Genomic DNA, 23933 nt, shown 5'->3' on the forward strand with positions numbered 1-23933 from the left:
ATTTAGGTATATAAGACGCGCGAAGATACACGTCCGTTGCACCCAAAAACTCACTTTTTTATCAAATATTGTGTAACAAAAATGCTACTTGTTAAACTTGGTCATGGTTAGCTCGGTACCAATAGTCACAAAGCTTTTGATCATCTCTATCGATCTGTCTATCAGTGCCGGAAGCTCCGGTTTTTCATCATCATCAAAGCCGCTTAGTACATAGTCAACCTGGCGGCCCTTTGGGAAATTATCGCTGATACCAAAACGAAGCCGGGCGTATTCGTTGTTGCCTAAAATTGCCTCAATGTTTTTTAAGCCGTTATGCCCGGCAGCGCTGCCCTTGGGTTTTAAGCGAAGCGTACCCAAAGGCAAGGCAAGGTCATCAACAATTACCAGTACATTTTGCACCGGTATTTTTAACTCTTTCATCCAATGGTTTAGCGCCTTACCGCTTAAATTCATGTAGGTGGTGGGTTTTATCAGATGCAGGCTGCGGCCTTTGTAATTAACCTCGGTGTAGTAAGCCAAACGCATGTTATAGAATTTTGCATTCTCCTGCTTAGCATACTCATCCAAAACCATGAAACCTATATTATGGCGTGTATCGGCATATTCGGGCCCAATGTTACCGAGACCTACGATCAGATATTTCATACCCCCTCCGCCCCCTGAAGGGGGAACCTTTTTTAAATATTTACTGAAATAGGGTTTTATACCCATAATTGTGCGCAAAAGTAGTAAAAAACAGGAACGCTACGTGCGCGATTCTTTCTTCTGCGCAAAGAGGATGATAATATCTTTAAATTACACAACACACCCCTACCCCCTCTAAAGAGGGGATTCTTGTAACCCTCTTTTCGCGTAGCGAAGAGAGGGTCGTCGAGCGTAGCAATGACCGGGTGAGTCAACAGCGACGAATTTTACTCACCCCGTCCCGATTGCTATCGGGATGCGCGACCCGCTCTGCTCCGCAAAGATTGTGAAAGAAAGCCTCTCCCCAAACCCCTCTCCAAGGGAGAGGGGCTTTAGAACAATTCTTTCTAAAGTCTCCCCTTTCGGGGGAGATTTAAAGGGGGCTAAACAAAAAAAGCGGTGACAAATGCCACCGCTTTTTCTTTCATTTCCCTTTAGAGAACAAGGCAAATTACTTGCCTCTGTTTTCTTGTTCTGCCTGACGTAGCGCACGTGAAGTAGTTACTGAAACTACAGTATCTTCTTGTGCGTTGGTGATAGTAAGGTTAGGAACTTTGATGTCGCTAACACGTACTGATTTACCTACCTCTAACGACTCGATGCTAACTTCGATGTTATCCAAGTGATCTTTCGGAAGGGCTTTAACACGCAGTTTGCGTAATTTCTGAACTAATTTACCACCCACTTTAACACCCGGAGATGTACCGGTTAATTTAACAGGGATCTCGATAGTTACCGGTTTGTTTTGATCCAGCTCTAAAAAGTCGATGTGGATAAGTTGCTCAGTTAACGGATGATATTGTGCATCCTTAATAATAGCCTGAGTTTTTTTTCCTGCAACTTCAATGTCGATGAAATGAACAACCGGAGTGTAAATTACGGTTCTCAAATCAGCTGCGGACACTGCAAAGTGGGTCTGGGTAGCACCACCGTAAAGTACTGCAGGCACTAAGCCTTGGTAACGCAGTTCTTTAGCGTCTCTTTTCCCTACGTTCTCTCTTGGAGAACCGCTAATAGCAATTGATTTCATTTATTTATTTAATTTATTTGTTAAGTCCGTGGTTCATAGATCATAGTTCATGGTCTAATTCTCACGAATATTTTTATTTACTTTAATTCAGGCGTCCGGCTATGAAACATTAGCCATGAACTATAACCTTTTCTACTCCACCTTAAACAACTGGCTTATCGAGCCATGTTCATTCACGTTCATTATCGCTTTAGCAAACAGTTCGGCAGTTGATAATACCCTTATCTTACTGCTTTGTTGTTTAAGCGGGATGGTATCGGTAACGATCAGCTCTGTTAAAGCCGAGTTCTCGATAGTTTCATACGCTTTGCCTGATAACACCGGGTGCGTACAAACTGCCCTTACAGAACGTGCGCCACGCTCCATGATCAAACCTGCAGCTTTTGCCAAAGTACCTGCCGTATCACAAATATCATCGATCAACACAATATCCTGGTCGGTAACATCACCAATAACGGTCATGCTTTCTATCTCGTTAGCGCGTTTACGGCGTTTATCGCAAATTACTACCTCTGCATTAAAATACTTGGCAAAGTTACGTGCCCTGTATGATCCGCCCATATCAGGCGATGCAATGGTGAGGTTTTCTAAACCAAGGCTTTTGATGTAAGGCACAAAAATGATAGAAGCATCAAGGTGATCTACCGGTACATCAAAAAATGCCTGTATCTGCGCTGCGTGCAGGTCCATGGTCATGATACGGTGGATACCCGCAGCAACCAACAGGTTGGCTACCAGTTTTGAACCGATCGCTACACGTGGCTTATCCTTCCTGTCCTGCCTTGCCAAACCAAAATAAGGGATAACCGCAGTGATGTAGTGTGCTGATGCACGGCGTGCGGCATCAACCATCATTAACAGTTCCATTAAATTATCGGCAGGTGGGTTGGTTGATTGGATAAGGAATACATCACAACCGCGAATAGATTCATCAAAATGCGGCTGGTATTCGCCATCGCTGAAACGCGAAATGGTTACGCTACCCAGATCTTTACCGTATGATGCGGCAATGTTTTTAGCAATAGCGGTTGATCCCGATCCTGCAAATAACTTAACTGTATTAAACTGTAAAGGCATTTTGATTATTAGATTAAGATAGTTTCCTAAATAGTTCTGTCTTTAATCGCTTAGTATATCAACCCCTATAAAAAACTTCGGATTTCTTACTTTCAGTTCGTTTTACCGAAACATGAAAATCAGAAATCCGATTATTCTTAAGTTGCCCGACCAGGATTCGAACCTAGACAAACGGTACCAAAAACCGTCGTACTACCATTATACTATCAGGCAATCTCCCCCGGTTTGAAACCTCCCCGAAATGGAATGCAAATATAGGTCGATTTTTGAAAAGTCAAAAGCAAAATTTAAAAAAATATTATGCCGGTTTGTAAGTGCCTCATAATCCGTTAAAAATTGTTAAGGTTTTAGCTTTTACAGGGGATTACATAATGTTTTTACTAATTTCGGCTGCTTAACACCAGTTGTATCTGTAATAATCAGTGATGAACTACAATAAAATTAACAATATCGTTGGCTGGGCAGCCGGCATTATTGCTTCAATTACCTACATCTTAACGCTTGAACCCTCTACCAGTTTCTGGGATTGCGGCGAATTTATAGCTTGTATCTACCGCCTGCAGGTGGCTCACCAACCGGGAGCACCTTTATTTACCATGATAGGCAAAGTTTTTTCGCTCCTTTCAATGGGCGATAATACCAAAGTAGCCTACTTTACCAATATGGCTTCGGCCCTGGCAAGTGGCGCAACCATTCTTTTCCTTTTCTGGACCATTACCGCGCTTGCCAAAAAGCTGGTAGCCAAAGCCGGGGAGGAAATTGATGTAACCAAAACCATCCTTATAATGGGTGGCGGTTTGGTTGGTGCATTGGCTTATACCTGGTCTGATACTTTCTGGTTCTCTGCAGTTGAGTCTGAGGTTTATGCGCAATCATCACTTTGTACGGCTATCGTATTCTGGGCTATTTTGAAATGGGATGCCCATGCCGATGAGCCTCGCGCCGATAAATGGATCATTTTTATAGCCTACATTATGGGTTTATCAATAGGTATCCACCTGTTAAACCTGTTGGTTATACCTGCCATTGCTTTGGTTATTTATTTCCGCAGGGCAAAAAACGTTTCTACAAAAGGTACCATTGGTTATTTCATTTTAGGTTGTATCACAGTTGCAGGTATCCTTTGGGGTGTTATACAATTTACGGTTAAAGGTGCTGCTTTCTCAGACTTGTTTTTTGTGAACACCCTGGGCATGAGCTTTAATACCGGTGCTATCATCTTTTACCTGTTGGTAACAGGTGCACTGGCTTTCGGTATAGTTTATACCATCAACGCAAACAAAACCTACCTGTGGCTGGCAATTGTTTGCTTTATATTGTTGTTAGGTTTTAGCGCCAGCATTATTGGCCTGGTAGCGGGTATTGCCATACTGGCACTGTTAGAGTATGTTTTAAAAGTACGTACACACCGTGCCATTTTAAACCAGGTGCTCACCTGTGCAGTGTTCATCCTTTTTGGTTACAGCTCTTTTGTGATGATCGTTATTCGCGCTAAAGCGGGTACGAATTTGAACAACAGCGATCCTGAGGACGCATTTGCCCTTAACAGCTACCTTAACCGCGACCAGTACGGAGAAACGCCGCTGTTATATGGCAATTTCTTTGACGCCCAACCTATCGACCAAAAAGAAGGCGCTACCCTGTATCGCCGTGGCGAAACCAAATATGAAGAGGCCGGTAAAAAACTAACCACCATATATGACCACAATACGCTGTTTCCGCGTATGTTTAGCCAAAAGCCAAGCCACCCAGAGTTTTACAGGATGTGGAGCAACCTAAGCCCCGACGAGAAGCCTACTATGGCTACCAATATTGGCTTTTTTGCCAGTTGGCAGGTTACGCAGATGTACACACGCTATTTTCTGTGGAACTTTGTTGGCCGTGCTAACGACCAGGATGGACAAACCGCGCAGGGACCGGATGGCAGCTGGATAAGCGGATTCGGTTTTAGCAAACAACTGCCTAAAAGTATCACTGATAGCAAATCATACAATCGTTTATTCTTTTTACCGCTGATAATAGGGATATGCGGTTTGTTCTATCACTTTAAACGCAACCAGCGCGATGCGGGCGTGGTAACCGTGTTATTCTTCTTTACCGGTTTGGCCATTGTACTTTACCTTAACCAGGACCCGCTGCAACCGCGCGAGCGTGATTACGCTTATGCAGGATCGTTCTATGCTTTTGCCATATGGATTGGCTTAGGTGTGTTAATGATAGCAGACCTGTTGAGTAAAAAGATCAACGCAAAAACAGGCGCCATAATAGCAACCGTTGTTTGTTTATTAGCTGCACCGGTATTGATGGCCAGCCAGGAATGGGACGACCATGACCGCTCAACCAAGCTTACGCCGCATGACATGGCTTATGATTACCTAAACTCATGCGCGCCAAACGCCATCCTGTTCACTTATGCTGATAACGATACCTATCCGCTTTGGTACATACAGGAAGTTGAAGGTGTACGCCCGGATGTGCGCATTGTAAACTTAAGCTTGCTGGGTACCGATTGGTATATCCGCCAGATGAAAACCAAGATGAATGATTCGGCACCGCTGCCTATCACCATGGACAATAAGAAATTTGAAGCCGGTGTGCGCGATGTGCTTTATTATAATGATGCAAAAATTGCAGGCTCGGTTGAGCTGAAGGATGTATTTGATTTCCTTACCTCTGATGACCCAAAATCAATGCTTACCTACCAAAATGGCGATAACAGCAATTACATGCCTACTAAAAGTTTTAAGCTTACGGTTAATGCAGAGGATGTGCTAAAATCGGGCACTGTACCTGCGGATAAGAAAGACAAAATAATTCCTGAGATGGATTGGACCTACCCCGGTAAATATGTTACCAAGGATAACCTTGCCATGATGGATATTATTGCTCACAACAACTGGAAACGCCCTATCTATTTTGCTACAACAGTACCAAGTGATAACATGATGGGCTTAGACCGTTACCTATATAGCGAAGGTTTCGCTTACCGCTTGATGCCTTACAAGGCGGATACCACCCGCGGCCCGCAGGAGAACAGCAACACGCTGATCATGTATAACAACATGGTGAACAAGTACAAATACGGCAATTTTAAACACGCCAAATACCTGGACCACGAATCTATTAATTTGTTTTACCCGCTTATTGCACGTTTGTATAATACCCTTGCCGACAACCTGGTTGCTGAAGGGCATTTAGATCTTGCTAAAAAAGCGATGCAAAAGTATGATAAGGAGATGCCATCTACCATCAACTCATCTGAAGTGGCGCTCCGCAAATATTTCATGACCGAAACGCTCTATCGCCTCGGCGATGTAACAACTGCCAACAAGTGGGTAAATGATCTGTCTGAATACGCGGTTGACGGTTTAAAATACAATTACAGCGTTTATCAAAGCAATGATGGCTCGGTTAACAGCAGGGACGTTCAGTTCAATATGTCGATACTGAACAGCCTGACGCAGGCAGCTAAGGAGCATCATCAAACGGCACTTGCCAATAAACTTGAAGCTCAGCTGAAAGATTACAGCACCAAGTTTGGAGGCTTCCTGCAGCAACAACAGCAGCAACAGCAAGGGCAGTAAATTGTCTTAAATAGAGAAAAGCGGCTAATGGCCGCTTTTTTTGTTTGATTTAATTTCGTATGTGATGCCGAACCGTCAACCGACGGACGGCATCACATAGTATTGGTATGGCATCTGTAACAATCACACCCGTCAGCCTCTCTAATCCTCATGAAAAACACCTGCCTTACCCTCCTGCTTGCTGCAGCTTCGCTTGTTGCCACAGCGCAAAATAAAACCGCCACTATCGATTCATTGATACGCCGCAGTAACCGCATTGGTGTGTTCAAAGGAAATGTTCTGGTAATGGATAAAGACAAGGTGGTGTACAAAGCTGCTATTGGTTATACCGATGCTACAGAGAAGCAAGCGGTAACCAACGCCTACCGCTTCCACATCGGCTCTATAGCCAAGGAGTTTAACGCGATGGCAATTATGATGCTGAAAGAACAGGGTAAACTAAATACCGATGATAAAGTATCCAAATACATCACGGGATTACCGGCTTGGGCAGATAAGATAAGCATTAAAAACCTACTACAATACACCAGCGGGTTGCCCAACCTAAAATGGGGCGAATTAACGTCTGATGCAGAAGCTATGGCCGCCCTTAACGCTTTCAATAAGCTCGATTTTGAGCCGGGCACACGATACGCTTACAACAATAGCAATACTTTATTGCAGAGGCAGATCATAGCCAAAATAACGGGCCGCAGCTTCGCGGATTTTGTGAAAGAGAAGATGCTGAAACCCTGCGGCATGACCAACTCCATTGTTGATCCTACTGACGAACCGCTGGTAGCAAAATCATACAATAACGATAAGGTACAATCTCCCATGCAATACCCCATCACCGGCTGGACGGCAGTTACCCTTGATGATTTTTACAAATGGGAAAAAGCGTTAGAGAGTTTCAAGCTCATCGGCCCGCAATCAACCCGCGAAATACTTACCCCCTTCGCACCAGGCAAGCAATGCGGACTGGGTGGCGGCGTTATGGATGGCGATAAGTTAACCTATCATCAGCATGATGGTACCGCGTTAAACTACCAGGCATTGTTAACGGCTTACCCCGCTCAAGGCCGCACCATCATCCTGCTCACCAATAACAAGCAAAACACGCTTTACGATGTCGACCATGCCATTGAAGCCATACTGGATGGCAAACCATACCAACAGCCAAAGCGATCAGTACTAAATGATTTTGCCAAACAACTGGACAGCCTCAAAGGCAACGAGATCATCCCGTGGTATAACAATCTTAAAAGTAAATACGCTGCTGAGTATGGCTTCGAGAATGAATCGTCATTGAACATGATAGGTTACTACTACAAGGGAAAAACCGCATTGATGATGCCATTACGGTGTTTGATTATAATACTCAGCTATTCCCGCAATCAGGCAATGTTTTTGACAGCTTGGGCGATGCCTACAATGCCAAAGGTGATAAAGAGAAAGCCCTGCTTAACTATAAACGCTCCGTTGCTTTAGACTCTACTAACGAAATGGGTAAGAAGATAATTGAGGGCTTGGAGAAGAAGTAGGCACTTAAACTCTTCATTGCGAGCGATAACGTGGCAATCCTCGATATACAGTGCTACTCTTTAAATCGAGGATTGCCACGTCGGCTACGCCTTCCTCGAAATGACGTATGGGCTCAAAAAAAAAGCGGCTAATGGCCGTTTTTTTTTGTTATCCTTTTATTTCGGATTATAATAGTAATGTTTAGAACAACTGACAAATTCATGTCAGCGTTCACGGTGTTCACAAGTGTTCATGCCGTGAACGTGAACACGTGTGGTGAGGGGTGAATACTTAGAAGTGAGCAGAAAAAGTAAGCCAAAGTAAGGCCATAGTAAGCTGCTTCCGGGCCTTTGTTTATTGTCCTAAATCTTTTATCTTAAAGATTATTCCTCTACAACCCCCATGTTGCAGAACTTATCGATACGTTCGGTAACCAGTTCGTCGATATTTTTCTCGCCCAGGGTTTTAAGGTCTTTTAGCAATTGCTTTTTAAGGATGGCTGCCATAGCAACCGGATCCTGATGCGCACCGCCAAGTGGTTCTTTAATAACACCATCGATCAACTTGTTCTTCAACATCTCAGATGAGGTGAGCTTCAGCATCTCTGCAGCACGCTCTTTCTGCTCCCATGTTTTGAACAGGATGGTTGAACAGTTCTCCGGCGAAATAACCGAATACCAGGAGTTATCCAGCATCATCACTTTGTCGCCAATGCCAATACCCAATGCACCACCAGATGCACCTTCGCCTATGATAACGCAGATAATGGGCACTTTAAGTACTGCCATCTCCAACAGGTTACGGGCGATAGCCTCGCCTTGTCCGCGTTCTTCAGCTTCAAGGCCGGGGAAAGCTCCGGGGGTATCTATTAGTGTAATGATAGGCTTGTTAAACTTCTCAGCCATTTTCATCAGCCTTAAGGCCTTACGGTAACCCTCAGGGTTAGCCATACCAAAGTTACGGTACTGGCGCTCTTTGGTGTTACGGCCCTTCTGGTGGCCAATGAACATAGCCGTTTGGCCGTTAATGGTACCAAAACCACCAATGATGGCCTTATCGTCACCTACTGTACGGTCGCCATGCAGTTCTATGAAATCATCGCACATCAGCTCCAGATACTGCAGCGTATAAGGGCGCTCAGGGTGGCGCGATATCTGCACTTTTTGCCAACCGGTAAGGTTATGATATATTTCTTTCTGTGCCTCTTGTAATTTAGCCTCTAATTCAGCTACAGTGGCAGACATATCAAGCTTGTTTTTTTCTTCAACCTGCCTAACCTTTTCAATCTGTCCCTCTATCTCGGCAAGAGGTTTCTCAAAGTCAAATGTGATCTTCATACAATTTTCCCGCCGCTAAATTAAAAAATTCAATCGGCATATTATTTAATTATGAATTTTTGAAACACTTACCGTGTTTAAACCGGCAATAAACTATAAGGTTTTAGCGAATGATCACTCCACCTTCATCACCTTAGTACGCTTGCTTATGCCATTTTCATTAAAGGCTTCTATTTGGAAATAATACGGCGTATCTTTCTCCATCCCGTTAAAGTAGTACTCGTTTGCGTTATACACCAGAATGTTATTGTACAACTTATCAGGCGCTATACCCATATAAATGGTGTAACCTACCGCGCCATCGGTTTGCTGCCAGCGCAACCACGAGTTACGGTTTTCGGCCTTGCCGCGCAAAACGATAAAGTTCTTCACCGTATCCGGCACCACTCCCGCACCCTTGCCAAACACCCTGAAACCTGATAACGCAAACTTACCCGTAGGCATGTGAAGGTTGGTGATCTTAAGATATCGTGCTTTAACAGGAGTTTTTAACTCCACATAATCATGCGGAACATCGGTTTTGTTGTTGCTTTTGTCTACAATGGTTCGCCAGGTTTTGCCATCGTTTGAGGCCGTTATTTTATACTGGTGGTAAACGCCTAATGATTTACCCATAAAGGTAGCATCCTGATCAGCATAATTGATCTGGATAGCGCGTACGGTGCTCACATCGCCCAGATCGGTTTGCAACCATTCGCCGGGGTTGGCGGTTTTAGCGCTCCAGTAGGTTTTGATATCCTCATCAACGGCGAGGTTCGGTACGTAAGCGCCGAGGGTGGACGATACCTGCACCGGTTTGTTATAGTTCAGCAGCATCCAGCCGGTAAAATTGTCGTTGTTTACATGGTCTTCTTTTCCGTTTGGCAAGTAATGCGGATAGTCTCCATAAGATGTATTTGTGAATAGTGTACCATCTGGATCAAAACCAGCCGGCCAAAAACCGATACGGCGTTCAAAGTTATTTTTCACATCTATCACCATGGTTGAGATATGCCAGTAATTGCCAAATTTATCAGCCCAGGTTGCGCCGTGGCCAGCGCCTTTGGCAAAGCCCCCCGGTTTGTAGCTGAACGGATTGTGCTTTTGATAAGTGAACGGACCAAGCGGTTTATCCCCTACGTAAACGCCATCGCCGTAACCGCGGCCTTCAGTACCGGGGGCGGCATATTGCAGATAATATTTACCGTTATGCTTATTCATCCATCCGCCTTCCATAAACCCGGTGAGGAATACGTTATCATTATTTTCGCCAAAGCGTTCCCAGCCGTGCTGCTCCCAGTTAAGCTTTATCATTTCCTTTTTAGGGCCGATCGGGTCGAACGTTTTTCGGTCTATTTCCTGCCCATACATGGGTAAGGTATTGCTACTGCCATGGTAGATATATACTCTGCCGTCATCATCAGCAAATAACCCCGGGTCCCATGCCCCTACTTTGAAGTAATCTTTAGCAGCTTTCCAGGTATCAGTACGCGGGTCGGTGCTCATCCAAAGGGTAAAATCTTTGTTGTAGGTTGAGCCGATCACCAGCAAGGTATCACCCAAAACCAAAGTACCTGGTGCGCAGAGTTCATCACCCTTTACCTCGTTGTATGGTCGCACAAATTTGCGCGATACAAATTTCCAGTTCAGCATATCAGGGCTCCACCAGTAACCAAACTGGTTGGTGCTAAAGAGGTAATAGTTGCCCTTAAATAGCGTCATGGTTGGGTCGGCGGTTGCGCGGTGCTTACCCCAGGCTGCAAAATTGGCAAATGGGGTGTAACCGTAATCGAGATTAAGCGGATTACAATAGGTTAGCCGCCTGGTTTGAGCAGAAGCATACAATGCAGATAGAACGAACACGATTGCCAGGATACGGATTTTCATAATGGTGTGCAATTGGTGGTAGGCCAAATATCAGGTTTTATAACCAAAATCAAGATGCCATGGTGAGCTTGTAGAACTACTCGTTGCGCTGCAAGGTCTTCGGCAGGCTTGGATCGACAATTTACTCCATAAAAAACGCCGGAACTTTAACAGCCCGGCGTTTTCCTCGCATTCACATTTCAGGGATTACATCCCGAAAGCCTTTTTAAGTTGTGCTACAGCGTACTCTTCAGCGTCCTTCGCTTCAGGAACTACTGCTCCCATACCAAAGAACTCGTGCGTAACGCCGTCATATTTTTTGCTATCAACGGTTACGCCTGCGGCTTTTAATTTATCCACAATCATCATTCCATCGCTTTGCAACGGATCGATCTCTGCATTTATCACAGTAGTCGGTGGCAATCCTTTTAAGTTAGCCGTTACCAGGCTAATGCGCGGATCTTTTGCCTCGGCCATGCTATTCAAATAGTTTTTCACAAACCAACCCATCATAGCTTTATCAAGTGGTTTGGCATTGCCATACTTAATGTATGAAGTTGTATTCATATCTGATTGTGCAACCGGGTAAACCGCTAAAATAGCTGTTGGAACCATGGTCTTGCTATCGCGTGCTTTAATGGCAGTTGCTATAGCCAGGTTGCCGCCGGCGCTTTCGCCTGCAACTGCAATTTTCTTAGCATCGCCTTTAATTGATGCTGCGTTATTGACTACCCATTTGTAAGCTGCGTAAGCATCGTTATGTGCAACAGGGAATTTATGCTCCGGTGCTAAACGGTAAGCAACAGACACCACAATTGCACCGGTTTTATCAGCCAATACATTTGCTGAAGCGTCATAAACATCCAAATTAGCTATTACAAAACCGCCGCCGTGATAATATACAATTACGGGGTACGATGAAGCATTGGTTTTAGGTGTATAAACACGCAGGTGAATGGTACCGCCATCAACAGGGATGTCTTTACCCATAGTGTCTACGTTAAATACTGGTTTAGCAATACCGTGCTCTTTCATCACATCCATTACAGCATCGGTAGGTGTATGATTTTTGCGTGCTTCAACCGCCGTTAACTCAGGTATTGGTTTGTCGCCATAGCTGGCTAATTTTTCAATCACTACCTGCATTTCAGGTTTCATGGTTGGCGCCCAGCTTGGTGCTGGTCCGGCCGGCTTTAAAGCTTTTGTTGTATCAGTTGCTGCCATTGCGGCTGTGTCGCCTTTGGCAGAGCTATCTGCTGCTTTTTTTGAGCCGTTACTTGTACAAGCTGCTACAGACATGCATACGCCTGCGGCTAGTAATAATAAATTAGTTTTCATGTTGTTTTTCATAGTGTTATACACATCCAACACACACCCTACCGAAATAGTTGATTTATTTTACTAATAATTTAATTATAACAACTAAATAGAGTGAAAAACTCAATTATGGAGTAGAAAGCTTATCGCCGTCTGCTTTAAGCCCGGCCTCATTTTTCCTGAGTTGGTAATAAACCACACAAATAAAAACAAATCCGCCGCCAAGGCCGCTTACTAAACTTGCTAATATGGTACGAGTGTTAATCGGTTCGTTGTTCAGCCATGGCCAAAGCAACCCCATTGTTACAAACATAAATGTAATGTAAAACAAGCCGCTGAGGATTAGCCGTTTTCTTTTAGACATATTAATTAGTTTTTGTATGTGCCAAGCCACATTAGGGCATCAATTATTAACCTGTCTTCCACGGGATTGCCGAACGTATGCGACAGATCTTTATTGGTGTGATGTTCGTAATCGATATCGTTATGGCCCATGTTGAAGTAGATCATCTTATAATTTTTGTTGGTCCACACCACCGGGTAATAGCCGCTATGCCATATCTCATTTGGTTTTGGCCCCGTCCCCAGCGGGAAACTCGCCGGATCTATTGAAGCCAGTATGCGGATATTTGGATTTTGGGTAAGATCTTTTTCCCAGCGGTACCATTCGTTAGGCTGTGCCTTAAATTTGGCAGGCAGGTTTGTAGTTGCCGGATGTGTTCTGTCTTCAACCTTGAGTATGGCAGATGTTGGTCTCCAGGTATTGCTGCCGTACTGGCCTGAGCCCAGGAACTCGTTGTGATACCAATCCCAATTGGCGGGTACAGCAGATTTATTTAATTCGAAGGCCGAAAAATGGAAACCCATCCAACCGCCTCCGTTTTTCATGTAACGCTCGAAAGATGCACGCTGTGCAGCATCTTCAGGACGGGTATCCAAGAATATCACTACCTGATACTGTGTTAAAAACTCATCGTTAAGGTTGCTCCAGTTGGCTGTTGAGTCGAAAGTGAAATTGTACTTTTTAGCCATCGCCGGGAACCATTTGGTAGCCTCATGCAGGAAACTGATATGTGCCTGATCTTCCTTTCCGGTGTAAAAGCCAATCACTTTGAACAAAGGCTTAGCAGTATTTTTTTGTGCGCTTACCGATTGCAGAAAACCAAGGCAGAAAAAGCCAAGTAATACAGTTTTTAGTTTGATGAGCATAAAGGCAGTTTTCAAATTGGTTTTGGAAAGCTAATGTAAGATATGTAGTACAAATACGTAAACTGTAACTGAATTATTAAGGTTTATAAATCGCGTCATTGCGAGGTACGAAGCAATCTCTATACAGGACAAGACGCCTGATAAGGTCTGGAGATTGCTTCGTACCTCGGAATGAAGCGTGGAAATAAAGGGTTTGACTTACTCCTGCAATACCAGTTGCGTATATAACTTGCCTATCACATCTTCCCCATCAACACAAAAGCCGGGGTGCACTTTTGAGGTTTGCAGAACCGTGCTTCGGGTTGCAGTTAACCACCTGAAACGTGATGGTGCATCCAGTTCACCTATCGGACCAGCATCTTTGCCACCAGCAGCTATCCGCTGAAACGATTGCAGATTTTGTTCGATCATCTCAATATCGGCATCCTTTGACAGGGCCAGCAAACGCTCACGATCAAGTTGGTAGGTCATTTTCAGGAATTTTTGTTTGGCACAGTAAACTACAACGCCTACGTTAATAAACTCCTCGCGCTCTACCCTGGGCATAACGCGTACAACGGCATACTCAAATAAGTGTCTGTCTTGCATTTTGTGCTTCCTTTACAAATATTTCTGAGTTTGCTACGCGGTTGTTTAAGAACCTGGAATAGATCTGCCGTTGGTCGTCCTCGGTTTCAAAAGAACGATCGGTAAGCCAGGCATCGGGAATGATGGATGTAATGGCGTCGATCACTTCCGGCGTCAAAATTTCCCTGAAGGCTTTATCTACCTCTTCCAGTTTACTTGCGCGTTTTATCAATACATGGTCTTTTATCTGTACAAATGGGCGCAGTGATTGCTCCTCCCAATTATCCATACTATGATGAAAATACAGTGCAGCACCATGGTCTATCAGCCAAAGTTCTTTATGCCATATCAGCATATTGGTATTGCGTGCGGTGCGGTCTACATTGGTTAGCAACGCATCCAGCCAAACTATTTGCGAGGCCAATAGTTCATCCACCACCGTAACCGTTGGATCAAAGGTTATAGCGCCAGATAAGTAATGCAAGGCCAGATTTAAGCCAACGCTAAATTTAAGCAGGTCCTGGATCTCCTCGTCTGCCTCGGTACGCCCGAACGCTTCGTCCAGGTTTACAAAAACCAGCTCCGGGATGCGGAAACCTAATTTACGGGCGATCTCCCCGCCTATCAATTCGGCTATAAGTGCTTTTGGCCCCTGTCCGGCCCCTCTAAACTTAAGCACATACAAAAAGTCGTCATCCGCTTCAGCGATGGCGGGCAGCGAACCACCCTCCCGCAAAGGCGTTACGTAGCGGGTTACATTAACGGTTCGTAATTCTGGTGGTGTTATGCCCATATTTTGTGATGACTAAGATATAAAATGTTTGGTTACTCACCCCTCTCCGCTCCTAAGCGGCAATATAAAGAGTCTTTACAACTTCAATTTAATACCTCCATTGGCTACAAAGCCATCAAGTGGCGCATAGATGTCTTTAAATACCGGATTAGTTATACTGCCGGTGTAAATAGGCCCAAATTTGGTTTGCCGCGTATCGGTAAGATTTTCAAAATTTACAAAAACGGATAAACGTTTCCATATTTTTTCGACCATGAGTCCGGTGGTCCAATAGGCCCGCCCTGTTGTGCCATCATTAAGCCTTTGCGGACTAAAATAATAAGCCTCGGCGCCTATTTTCCAACTATCTTCAATTTCGTAAAAAAGCACATTGTTTAACCGGTGTTTACTCACCAATGGGTACACGCTAACAGTATTTAAAGTATGCTGGGTTACATCTGCGTAAGTGTAACCGATGTAGAGCTTAAAATTACGGTAGCCAAATTTCAGATTGGTTTCTGTACCCTTGGTATTCAGGTCTCCGCGCGGTTGCTGATATTGCAGGTTGCCGTTGGGCAGTGATGCTAAAAGAATAGGGTTATTTATTCGTGTGTAAAAAAACAGTTGATTGATGCTAAAACTTACCTGCTCGTCAAATATACCGGTCCGATAATTAGCGTCAAGATTTACCCCAAGCGAACGCTCGGCCTTTGCCAGGGATGCATCCATAGGCAATACGTTCCTGAATTGTATGCGCTCTGCATCTTCGGTAAATACATTTGGTGCCTTGTAACCCAAACCTCCGCCTAAACGGGTAGATATCTTGTCTGATATTTTCCATAACGCAGAGATCCTCGGTAAAAACATAAAGCCATATTGATTGTGATGATCGCCTCGCAAACCCGTTTCTAAAATTACACGGGGGCTGATATCCCATGTATTTTGCACGAAACCGCCAATTATCTGATGATCGTAATTACGTAGCGGGAACGATGTCTCCCTATTTTCTTCAAACTTATCTGTGATATAGTTTAGCCCAAAGATCCATTCGGTTTTGGAATGATTGATAAGGTAATTGGCCTCGCTGTAAGTAGATAACTGCTTGCCGGAAAATATATAATCGGGCAATTGTATTTTACGGTTAAACAATCCCACACTGTTTTTCACCGTAAATTTGTGTGTGCTATCTATCTGCAGCGCGTACTTTGCAGTAGTTGCGTAACGTTCGGTATTGTTTGCTTCGAAATAAGAATGCTGCGTACTTCCATTACCTTCAATATAGTGCATATCCCCACCTATTCGTTTTTCAACGGTGGCATTAACGCCAAAATCCAATGTTGCTTTAGGCGTTAGGTAGAAATAGATTTTAGGATTAAGCGTATACCGGTTAAACTTAGGAATTGCCGAAAGATCTATCCCCGCAGGATCATAAGGGGAGCCGTGGTTGTAAGCTGCATAAACGGTAACCCCCGTTTTTAGAAACTTTTGCCCGTAAAAGCCGCTTAGATCCAAACCTCCGGCTGATGTCCCATTCAATAGAAAGTTAAGTTGCCGTTTATCTGTTGGTGTTTTTGACACCAGGTTCACTAAGCCTGCTATAGCGCCGCCGCCATACAAGGTAGACGCCGATCCTTTAATCACCTCTACCTGCTTAAGATCCAATGGTGCAATTTGCAGCAGGCCCAAACCTCCGGCAAAACCGGAGTATAGGGGGAAACCATCGCGGATGATCTGGGTGTATTTACCATCCAAACCCTGTATGCGAATGCTGGAATTACCGCTGGTGGCAGAGGTTTGCTGGGTTTGTATACCGGTACTTTCTGCCAGCAACATTCTAATATCGCCCGGTTTCATATTTCCTTTTTCGTCCAGTTCCTCTCCACTTATCACTTCAACCCTGGTGGGTATATTTGCAATGGTGCGGCTGCTGCGCGTGGCAGCTACGGTTACCTCTTCCAATTCATTACCTTCATCGTTTTGTTTAAGTAATACTGTAAAGGTTTTACTGATGTCTAAAGGAAAAGTAAGCGTATCACGGCGGGTGATATATCCTACGTAACTATACTGAACAATTTGCAGTCCACTTGATATGTTACTGAGATAGGCTTTTCCGGAAGTATCAGCCATTGCACCTATTGTTGTTCCAACAATGGCGACTGCAGCGCCCGGCAAAGGCTTTTTAGTTTCTGCATCTTTAATAAAAACGGTATATGTATTTTGAGAAAACGCGGCATAATGGCATAACAATGCTACAAGCAACGCAAGTGATTTTTTCATGAAATTTGATGATTAAGTTAGTAAAGAATTGCCCGGTGCGGGCTCAATGTAAACTAACCTAATTGAGGAGGCTGCCAAATGGCAAGGGTTACTTCTTTAACTGCCGGCTGTTTATAGGGCAGATAATCCTTTTTTAAATGTTGTTGCAAAGAAAAATATGGCATGAACATCCTTTTGCCAACAACAAACCCGGCACAATTACTACAGGAAAAAAATGGTGAACATCCGGGGCATTTATCCTTGCCGGCCGAACGTTCTGTTTTGCTGTCAGCTTTAAAGTCACAGTCTTTATCTGCGCAGCATGGCCGTACTGATAAAAACAAAACAATGACTGAAAACAAGATGCACAGAAATTTCACGGCTCAAACTTAATAGTTTTAACTCATTTAACAGTTTTTATTCTCATCTGCTATTAAGCACAATCACTCAAAACAAACAAAATCATGTATTTAAGCTTTATCAGTAAATTCCTCATATGCCAAAATGGTTAAAAATATCGCTTAAGATTGTAGGGGGCGTGGTATTGCTGTTTGTGCTGATCATTGTTGGTGCTACTGTTTACATCTCGTTCAATAAGGCCAAGGTGTTAAAAATGGTGAATGAGCAGCTAAGCAAAAGCGTTGACGGCACGCTGGTTATTGGCGATATGAAACCTAATTTCTTTCGCGGATTGCCTAATGTTTCCATCACCCTGCAAAATGTATTGGTACGCGATAAACAATTTGAAAAGCATAAACACACGCTGCTTAATGCTAAAAGTTTTAACGTATCGCTGAATACGCTATCGCTTTTTAAAGGCACCATCGATATTAACCATATCGCCATAAGCGATGCAGACATAGACCTTTTTACCGACAGTACAGGCTACAGTAATACAGCGGTATTTAAAAAAGATAATAAACAAGTAAAAGATAACAAGAGCGAAAGCAGTTCGGCTACGCAGCTGAAAAACTTCAGCTTTGATGATGTTAACTTTACCGTTGATAACCGTAAAGACAACAAGCTTTTCAATTTCAGCATTAATGATCTGAAAGGCAACATGGCCTACCCGGATAGCGGCTGGCGAGCCAATTTCCACCTGGACGTTCTGGCAAAAAGCATGGCTTTCAATACTAAAAAGGGCAGCTTCATCAAAAATAAAAAGCTTAACGGAAATTTCTCTGCCGGATATAATGAGGATAAAGGGATCATCAGTGTTAAGGTAACGCCTTTAAATATCGGCGGAGATCCGTTTATTGTAAATGCCGTATTCCGTACCAAAAAAGAGCCTACAACATTTACCATCAATCTTGTAGCCAACCAGCTCTTGTGGAAACACGCCTCAAACTTATTGGCAGCCAACATTCAAACCTCACTTAACATGTTCAACCTGGATAAGCCCATTGATGTTACAGCAGCAATAAACGGCAGCTTTGGTGGCGGGTCCGATCCCCTATTGTATGTAACAGCTAAGGTTAAAGATAACAAGCTTACCATCCCCGGAGGGATCATTGATAACTGTAACTTCAGCGGTGTATTTACTAACCAATATGCCAAAAACAAAGAAATTAGTGATGCCAACTCTGTAATTAAGCTAACCAAATTCACGGGGACTTACAATCACCTGCCTTTTACTATCGATACCGGTAGTGTGCTTAATCTTGAAAAGCCGGTGGCTACCGGTAATTTCCGCTCTAATTTCCCTGCAGCAGACCTTAACTGGTTCCTGGAAGATAATGTGGCTAAGTTTAGCGGTGGCACTGCAGATATCAATCTGCGTTACCGTGCTGATGTGGTTGACTATAAAATCAACAAGCCCTTTGTAAACGGTTCTATCAATCTTAAAAATACCGATCTGTATTATTTGCCACGAGGGCTTAAGCTTACTAATACATCTTTCTCGCTGAACTTTGTAAAAGATGATCTGATCTTAAAGAATATTCACCTGCAAAGCGGTAAAAGCGTAGTGAATATGGAGGGTAGGGTAAATAACTTTCTGAATCTGTATTATGACGCTCCCGAGAAAATATTGCTTACATGGCAAATACATAGCCCAGCCTTGTATCTGGGTGAGTTTATGGGTTTCCTTAGCGAGCGTAAGACTGCGCCTAAAACAAAAAGCCGGGGCAATAGCGGCAACTTTATCGATCAATTGGGCAATGTACTGGAAAAAGGCAGGGCCGAAATGCACATGCAGATCAACAAAGTATACTACAAAAAATTTATGGCTACCGATGCTCACGCAGATCTGCTGACGACAGAGAATGGCATACTGATACAAAACGTGGGTGTTAAACATGCCGGTGGAACACTAAAAATGAACGGCAGGGTGACCCAGGGCGATAAACTTAACCGCTTCGCCGTTAACACCGTGGTAAGCAATGTGAATATGCCTGAGTTTTTTAGAGCCTTTAATAATTTTGCACTCAAAGATTTCACCGCCGATAACTTGAAAGGATATTTATCGGCGAAAACAAATATCAGCGGCAGTGTTACCGATGCAGGTAACCTGGTGCCCCGCTCTTTAAATGGCAATCTGGATGTGAGCCTGCGCGATGCTGCTTTGCTAAACTTTCAACCTTTGCAGGGTGTAGGTAAGTTTGTATTTCCTTTCCGTGATCTGAAGAATATCCAGATACCAAAACTTGACGCGCATTTTATTGTAAACGGTGATATGATAACCATTAAACCGATGGAAGTAAGCTCAAGCGTACTGAATGTGGATGTGGAGGGTGTTTACGGTTTAACGCGCGGCACTAATATTGCGCTTGATATCCCATTACGCAACCCAAAAGACGACTTTAAAATAACCGACTCTGAAGAACGCCGTAAGAAACGCTTTAAAGGTATTGTAGTACACGTACGAGCTCATGAAGAAGACGGCAAAATAAAAATCGGCTGGAATAAGAATCATAAGTAAGCTTTCTGCTTACAATATCTTTTTACAAACCGCTACTAACGTTTCGCCATCGTAGATGAGCAGGTTGCCGGTTTTATCTACCTTGTAAACTTCGGTTGGTGAGTTTACACCTACGTATTTATCACCATCTTTTTTAATTTCAGATGCCGACGACGTGATAGGCGGCGCATCATTAAGGGTAAGGCTCTTACCTGTAAATGTTATCGCCTGGATATATACTTTATTGCCTTTGCTTATCACTTCGTAGGCAATGTCTTTACCGTCCTCAGTTTTAATGGCTTCATCGTGCCAGGCTCCTACCAGGTGGCCGGTATCTGCGTGCATGGTTACCACGGTATTTGATTTAGCCATGGCTGTGCTGTCGGCCGCAGGCTTTTTCTTTTCTTCGTTACTGCAAGCTGCAATAACGGTTACCACTACAACGGATGCAAACAGTTTAAATATGCTTTCTTTTGATACCATAACCGCCAAAGATATAAAATAGCTTAAGGTTTATGCTCGATGTAACCATAGGTTTACTTTTATTATATTCGTTGTATGAAAAGTACCCTAAACCTTTTTAAACTATTAAGCATTGCCTCAATATTAGTTTTGCAGAGCTGCAGCCAGGAGATAGGCGTTTGGAAAAACGATAAAATTGCCAAGAGCGAGCGCGAAGAACTGCACGAATTAAACGACGCAGTTTTTAAAACTGTCAGCGAAAACGACGTCAAGAAATTTGGCAGTTATCTTACAAATGAACTGCTGAAGGATAACTACAGCAACAAGTTGTTTTCCCAACTTTACGGCACCACCCGTAAAGATAGTTTTAAACTTGCCGATGATTTTTACGTGATCAATAAATATATTGATAGCGATACAATTAAAGTGGCAAATGGCATCAATTCATATAAATTGATCTACAACGGCGACCCGCAGGAGATGTACATAGCTACCTTTCTGCCCAAGAGCAGAACGCCTAATCAATCCATGATAACGCTTATTTACGGCCACTATAATTATGGATGGAAAATAAAAGATGTTGATGTTGCCCCTTATACCATCAATGGCAAAACAGCACCCGAGTTGTATCAGCAAGCTAAATTGGCATACCGTGCACAAAACCTTTTTGCCGCTGCAAATACCTTACAATTACTGCAAAGCTGCTCAAGGCCCAATAACGCCTGGCAATATGATAGCGAAGCAGAAATGTACAGTTTTGCAGGTGAAGTGATTAACAAAGTAAATGAAGGTTATAAATTCCCTTTGAAATTAACATCTGTAGATGGGGCTCCAACCATTATCCGCTTGTATCACACTACCTTTAATGATGGTACTTTCCCCAATATTTGCTACATCACTAAAAAGAATCTAAAAGATGTAAATGCTGTTGAATGGGAAAATGCCGAGATCAGGAAAACGATAAATACACTTTTACCGGGTGTGGAAAAGAATAGCCCCTATATTGTTTACTCCGCTTATAACGAGATGCCTTCACAAAATGCCGTTCGCGAACATTACGATATGAAGGTGAAAGGATTATAAAAAAGGGCAGGCAGCTTATCGCTGCCTACCCACTCACTTATCCGTCAATCAAAATTATCCTGCGTTTGGAGTTGCAGCTTTAGCACCTCTTTTTGCTTTCATTTTTTCTATCATCTTTGCTTTCAGGTCAGCATAGTTTTTTTGCTGTTCTGCAGTAAATACTGTTTTTAACTGAGCATCAGCATTAGTCAATATTGCTTTACGTGAGGCCCTTGCTGCTTTGTAGTCTGCAGGTTTGTTAGCTTTAAGGCTATCCATTTGTGTGGCGCTTTGCAACAAAATGGTATTCACTTTAGCAGATTGGTCTGCACTTAGCGATAACTTTTTAGTTAATACACCTGTTAAACGCTGAGCTTTTTCGCCGGGTGTTTTAGCGCCATGGTGCCTGCCGGCAAATTTGCCCTTCATCTCAGTTTTTAAATTAGCATAAGCATTTTGCTGATCTGGGGTCAAAACGCTTTTCAAATTGGTATCGGTATTGGCAAATATTGCTTTGCGGGCTGCAAAATTAGCCTTGCGGTCGCCTGTTTTATTGGCTTTAAGGCTATCCATTTGCGATGCCTGCTTGGCAAATATGGCGTTTACTTTAGCAGATTGATCTGCCGTAAGATTAAGCTTTTTAGATAATGCTGCAGCCCTGTGTTGTGCGCGCTGTTCTGGGGTCTTGGTTACTTTGGTCTGTGCATTTGCCGCAACACCTATGCCGGCAACAAACGCTAACATTAAAAATATCTTTTTCATCTTTTTTCTGTTTTTTTGGTGATATGACCCCACAACTGCGCCAATGGTTTAAGTCGCAGTTTGTAACAATTGTCATTACATTAACATTTGTAAAAACAGCTCTTGCCAAAATAGACCGAACGGTCTACATTTGAACCAGCAAATAAATCATCAGTGACAAAGGCAGAACGCACAAGGCAATTCATTATCGAGCAATCGGCCCCGGTATTTAATACCAAAGGGGTGGCTGGAACAGCCATGAGCGATGTTATGCAGGTCACCAAGATGGCAAAGGGCGGTTTGTACGGCCACTTTGAAAGTAAGGAAGAGCTTTCATGCGCGGTTGTTGACTACTGCTTAAAAACAATGAGCGATAGTATTTCCTCCGGCTTAAACAGAAAGAAAACAGCAAGAGAAAAGCTGTTCTATTTTATAGATCACTTTGCCAGGGTTGATAAGCCTATTATAGAAGGCGGCTGCCCGATGCTTAACTTTGGTTCGGAGGCTGATGATACCAACCCCGCAATTAAAGAACGGGTAAACAAGGGTATCAAAGATTCGCAGGCATTGCTCAGTAGCATATTAGCCTGCGGGCAAGCCAACAATGAATTTAAAAGCGATTGGCAAATAGAGGATTTTGCTGTAAAGATGTTTGCCATGCTTGAGGGTGGGATGCTAATGGCCAAGGTTGCAGACGATAACATGGCAATGAAAAAGATAAGTAAAATGCTCAAAGATGAGATAACTGCTCATACCATTTAATTTTTTTTCAAATAAAAAAGACCGAACGGTCTAAAAAAGATAAACTTAAATAAAACTCCATACAACAATGAAAAATCAAAAAGTAGCACTTATAACAGGTGCAAACAGAGGCATAGGCTTTGAAACTGCAAAACAACTTGGCGAGAAGGGCATAACCGTTATCCTTACCGCCCGCAACCTTGATGTGGCAAACGAATCGGCCGAGAAATTAAAGCAACAAGGAATAGACGCTTACGGGGCCAAACTTGAAGTGACCAGTGCAGACGATAGAAAAGCTTTAGCCGCTTATATAGAAGATAAATTCGGCAAGCTGGATATCCTTATCAATAATGCAGGTGTTGCACCAAAACGTTCGTTGTTTGTAAAAACAACTGTAGAAACTACCGAAGAAGAATTTGAATACATTTTTCAAACCAACTTCTTCGCTCAGGTTTATTTAACCAATGCGTTATTGCCGCTGCTTAAAAAGAGTGATGCAGGCCGTATTGTAAACCTATCAAGCATTTTAGGATCGTTAACAATGCATTCTCAACCAAATAGCCCGATAGAAGCGATCAAGGTATTATCGTACGATGCATCTAAGGCCGCTTTAAATATGTTTACCAACCACTTAGCTATTGAACTGGCAGATACCAACATCAATGTGAACTCTGCACACCCGGGTTGGGTAAAAACCGAACTCGGTGGTACTGATGTAGCACCTATGGAAATTGTCGACGGCGCCAAAACAAGCGTGGAATTAGCACTTATCGGCGAAGATGGCCCTAATGGTGGTTTCTACCATTTGGGCGAACAACTGCCATGGTAATTATATAAGATATGTTGA

General features: G+C 43.3%; 20 protein-coding genes and 1 tRNA gene. 7 read left to right on the forward strand and 14 right to left on the reverse strand.

All coding sequences use genetic code 11. From position 1 onward, the window contains the following. Positions 1-84: 84 nt before the first annotated feature. From pth to FPZ42_RS02175, 4 genes are all read right to left on the reverse strand, one after another. Positions 85-645 (reverse strand): aminoacyl-tRNA hydrolase, encoded by a 561-nt coding sequence (pth, locus tag FPZ42_RS02160; RefSeq protein WP_146268848.1) that lies wholly within the window; start codon positions 643-645, stop codon positions 85-87. Positions 646-1135: 490 nt separating this feature from the next. Next, positions 1136-1714 (reverse strand): 50S ribosomal protein L25/general stress protein Ctc, encoded by a 579-nt coding sequence (locus FPZ42_RS02165; RefSeq protein WP_146268849.1) that lies wholly within the window; start codon positions 1712-1714, stop codon positions 1136-1138. A 132-nt stretch (positions 1715-1846) separates the two neighbouring features. Beyond that, positions 1847-2791 carry a ribose-phosphate pyrophosphokinase gene (locus tag FPZ42_RS02170; protein ID WP_146268850.1) on the reverse strand — a complete coding sequence of 315 codons (945 nt, stop codon included), beginning with the start codon at positions 2789-2791 and terminating at the stop codon, positions 1847-1849. 142 nt (positions 2792-2933) lie between these two features. Continuing rightward, positions 2934-3004, reverse strand: a tRNA-Gln gene (locus FPZ42_RS02175). A 212-nt stretch (positions 3005-3216) separates the two neighbouring features. Between FPZ42_RS02175 and FPZ42_RS02180 the strand changes: the two genes are divergently transcribed. Together FPZ42_RS02180 and FPZ42_RS02185 are read left to right on the forward strand one after the other, a co-directional pair. Further along, entirely contained in the window at positions 3217-6375 is a 3159-nt protein-coding gene (locus tag FPZ42_RS02180) for a DUF2723 domain-containing protein (RefSeq protein WP_146268851.1), read from the forward strand. Between the two features lie 150 nt (positions 6376-6525). Then, complete coding sequence (locus FPZ42_RS02185) at positions 6526-7845, forward strand: serine hydrolase domain-containing protein (RefSeq protein ID WP_146268852.1); 1320 nt, start codon at positions 6526-6528, stop codon at positions 7843-7845. A gap of 416 nt (positions 7846-8261) precedes the next feature. Here the strand turns inward: FPZ42_RS02185 and FPZ42_RS02190 are convergent, their stop codons facing one another. The 8 genes from FPZ42_RS02190 to FPZ42_RS02225 all read right to left on the reverse strand — a co-directional run bounded on the left by FPZ42_RS02190 (position 8262) and on the right by FPZ42_RS02225 (position 17202). Then, positions 8262-9215 carry an acetyl-CoA carboxylase carboxyltransferase subunit alpha gene (locus FPZ42_RS02190; protein WP_146268853.1) on the reverse strand — a complete coding sequence of 318 codons (954 nt, stop codon included), beginning with the start codon at positions 9213-9215 and terminating at the stop codon, positions 8262-8264. Positions 9216-9329: 114 nt separating this feature from the next. Continuing rightward, on the reverse strand, positions 9330-11081 hold the full coding sequence (locus FPZ42_RS02195) for a family 43 glycosylhydrolase (RefSeq protein WP_146268854.1): 1752 nt from the start codon (positions 11079-11081) through the stop codon (positions 9330-9332). 186 nt (positions 11082-11267) lie between these two features. Continuing rightward, positions 11268-12398 (reverse strand): alpha/beta hydrolase, encoded by a 1131-nt coding sequence (locus tag FPZ42_RS02200; protein ID WP_146268855.1) that lies wholly within the window; start codon positions 12396-12398, stop codon positions 11268-11270. A 106-nt stretch (positions 12399-12504) separates the two neighbouring features. Continuing rightward, positions 12505-12741 (reverse strand): hypothetical protein, encoded by a 237-nt coding sequence (locus FPZ42_RS02205; protein ID WP_146268856.1) that lies wholly within the window; start codon positions 12739-12741, stop codon positions 12505-12507. 5 nt (positions 12742-12746) lie between these two features. Further along, positions 12747-13586 carry a ThuA domain-containing protein gene (locus FPZ42_RS02210; RefSeq protein WP_146268857.1) on the reverse strand — a complete coding sequence of 280 codons (840 nt, stop codon included), beginning with the start codon at positions 13584-13586 and terminating at the stop codon, positions 12747-12749. Between the two features lie 198 nt (positions 13587-13784). Beyond that, positions 13785-14174 (reverse strand): DUF3037 domain-containing protein, encoded by a 390-nt coding sequence (locus tag FPZ42_RS02215; protein WP_146268858.1) that lies wholly within the window; start codon positions 14172-14174, stop codon positions 13785-13787. Further along, a complete protein-coding gene (locus FPZ42_RS02220) occupies positions 14152-14946 on the reverse strand; it encodes a HipA family kinase (protein ID WP_146268859.1) in 795 nt (264 codons plus the stop codon). Before FPZ42_RS02220 ends, FPZ42_RS02215 begins: the two co-directional genes overlap by 23 nt. A 75-nt stretch (positions 14947-15021) precedes the next feature. Continuing rightward, complete coding sequence (locus FPZ42_RS02225; RefSeq protein ID WP_146268860.1) at positions 15022-17202, reverse strand: TonB-dependent receptor; 2181 nt, start codon at positions 17200-17202, stop codon at positions 15022-15024. A gap of 162 nt (positions 17203-17364) precedes the next feature. Between FPZ42_RS02225 and FPZ42_RS02230 the strand changes: the two genes are divergently transcribed. Both FPZ42_RS02230 and FPZ42_RS02235 read left to right on the forward strand, forming a co-directional pair. Then, positions 17365-17574, forward strand: coding sequence for a hypothetical protein (locus FPZ42_RS02230; RefSeq protein ID WP_146268861.1), 210 nt, complete (start codon positions 17365-17367; stop codon positions 17572-17574). Between the two features lie 103 nt (positions 17575-17677). Then, complete coding sequence (locus FPZ42_RS02235; RefSeq protein ID WP_146268862.1) at positions 17678-20101, forward strand: AsmA family protein; 2424 nt, start codon at positions 17678-17680, stop codon at positions 20099-20101. A gap of 9 nt (positions 20102-20110) precedes the next feature. Here FPZ42_RS02235 and FPZ42_RS02240 read toward each other — a convergent pair whose 3' ends face one another. Continuing rightward, entirely contained in the window at positions 20111-20563 is a 453-nt protein-coding gene (locus FPZ42_RS02240) for a hypothetical protein (protein ID WP_146268863.1), read from the reverse strand. A 75-nt stretch (positions 20564-20638) separates the two neighbouring features. Here FPZ42_RS02240 and FPZ42_RS02245 point away from each other — a divergent pair, with 75 nt between their 5' ends. After that, positions 20639-21625: a hypothetical protein gene (locus tag FPZ42_RS02245; protein WP_146268864.1), complete on the forward strand. Its 987-nt coding sequence runs from the start codon at positions 20639-20641 to the stop codon at positions 21623-21625. A gap of 54 nt (positions 21626-21679) precedes the next feature. Here the strand turns inward: FPZ42_RS02245 and FPZ42_RS02250 are convergent, their stop codons facing one another. Beyond that, positions 21680-22366 (reverse strand): hypothetical protein, encoded by a 687-nt coding sequence (locus FPZ42_RS02250; RefSeq protein ID WP_146268865.1) that lies wholly within the window; start codon positions 22364-22366, stop codon positions 21680-21682. A 153-nt stretch (positions 22367-22519) separates the two neighbouring features. Between FPZ42_RS02250 and FPZ42_RS02255 the strand changes: the two genes are divergently transcribed. After that, on the forward strand, positions 22520-23107 hold the full coding sequence (locus FPZ42_RS02255) for a TetR/AcrR family transcriptional regulator (RefSeq protein ID WP_146268866.1): 588 nt from the start codon (positions 22520-22522) through the stop codon (positions 23105-23107). Between the two features lie 67 nt (positions 23108-23174). Then, positions 23175-23915, forward strand: a complete 741-nt coding sequence (locus FPZ42_RS02260) for an SDR family oxidoreductase (protein ID WP_146268867.1) — start codon at positions 23175-23177, stop codon at positions 23913-23915. Positions 23916-23933 lie beyond the last annotated feature (18 nt).

Source organism: Mucilaginibacter achroorhodeus (assembly GCF_007846095.1).
In the GTDB taxonomy this organism is placed as follows: Bacteria; Bacteroidota; Bacteroidia; order Sphingobacteriales; family Sphingobacteriaceae; genus Mucilaginibacter; species Mucilaginibacter achroorhodeus.

Bases quoted from the DNA above. Each gene is read 5' to 3' on its own strand.
- pth (WP_146268848.1), bottom strand. From the start codon at position 645: ATGAAATATCTGATCGTAGGTCTCGGTAACATTGGGCCCGAATATGCC.
- FPZ42_RS02165 (WP_146268849.1), bottom strand. From the start codon at position 1,714: ATGAAATCAATTGCTATTAGCGGTTCTCCAAGAGAGAACGTAGGGAAA.
- FPZ42_RS02170 (WP_146268850.1), bottom strand. From the start codon at position 2,791: ATGCCTTTACAGTTTAATACAGTTAAGTTATTTGCAGGATCGGGATCA.
- FPZ42_RS02180 (WP_146268851.1), top strand. From the start codon at position 3,217: ATGAACTACAATAAAATTAACAATATCGTTGGCTGGGCAGCCGGCATT.
- FPZ42_RS02185 (WP_146268852.1), top strand. From the start codon at position 6,526: ATGAAAAACACCTGCCTTACCCTCCTGCTTGCTGCAGCTTCGCTTGTT.
- FPZ42_RS02190 (WP_146268853.1), bottom strand. From the start codon at position 9,215: ATGAAGATCACATTTGACTTTGAGAAACCTCTTGCCGAGATAGAGGGA.
- FPZ42_RS02195 (WP_146268854.1), bottom strand. From the start codon at position 11,081: ATGAAAATCCGTATCCTGGCAATCGTGTTCGTTCTATCTGCATTGTAT.
- FPZ42_RS02200 (WP_146268855.1), bottom strand. From the start codon at position 12,398: ATGAAAACTAATTTATTATTACTAGCCGCAGGCGTATGCATGTCTGTA.
- FPZ42_RS02205 (WP_146268856.1), bottom strand. From the start codon at position 12,741: ATGTCTAAAAGAAAACGGCTAATCCTCAGCGGCTTGTTTTACATTACA.
- FPZ42_RS02210 (WP_146268857.1), bottom strand. From the start codon at position 13,586: ATGCTCATCAAACTAAAAACTGTATTACTTGGCTTTTTCTGCCTTGGT.
- FPZ42_RS02215 (WP_146268858.1), bottom strand. From the start codon at position 14,174: ATGCAAGACAGACACTTATTTGAGTATGCCGTTGTACGCGTTATGCCC.
- FPZ42_RS02220 (WP_146268859.1), bottom strand. From the start codon at position 14,946: ATGGGCATAACACCACCAGAATTACGAACCGTTAATGTAACCCGCTAC.
- FPZ42_RS02225 (WP_146268860.1), bottom strand. From the start codon at position 17,202: ATGAAAAAATCACTTGCGTTGCTTGTAGCATTGTTATGCCATTATGCC.
- FPZ42_RS02230 (WP_146268861.1), top strand. From the start codon at position 17,365: ATGAACATCCTTTTGCCAACAACAAACCCGGCACAATTACTACAGGAA.
- FPZ42_RS02235 (WP_146268862.1), top strand. From the start codon at position 17,678: ATGCCAAAATGGTTAAAAATATCGCTTAAGATTGTAGGGGGCGTGGTA.
- FPZ42_RS02240 (WP_146268863.1), bottom strand. From the start codon at position 20,563: ATGGTATCAAAAGAAAGCATATTTAAACTGTTTGCATCCGTTGTAGTG.
- FPZ42_RS02245 (WP_146268864.1), top strand. From the start codon at position 20,639: ATGAAAAGTACCCTAAACCTTTTTAAACTATTAAGCATTGCCTCAATA.
- FPZ42_RS02250 (WP_146268865.1), bottom strand. From the start codon at position 22,366: ATGAAAAAGATATTTTTAATGTTAGCGTTTGTTGCCGGCATAGGTGTT.
- FPZ42_RS02260 (WP_146268867.1), top strand. From the start codon at position 23,175: ATGAAAAATCAAAAAGTAGCACTTATAACAGGTGCAAACAGAGGCATA.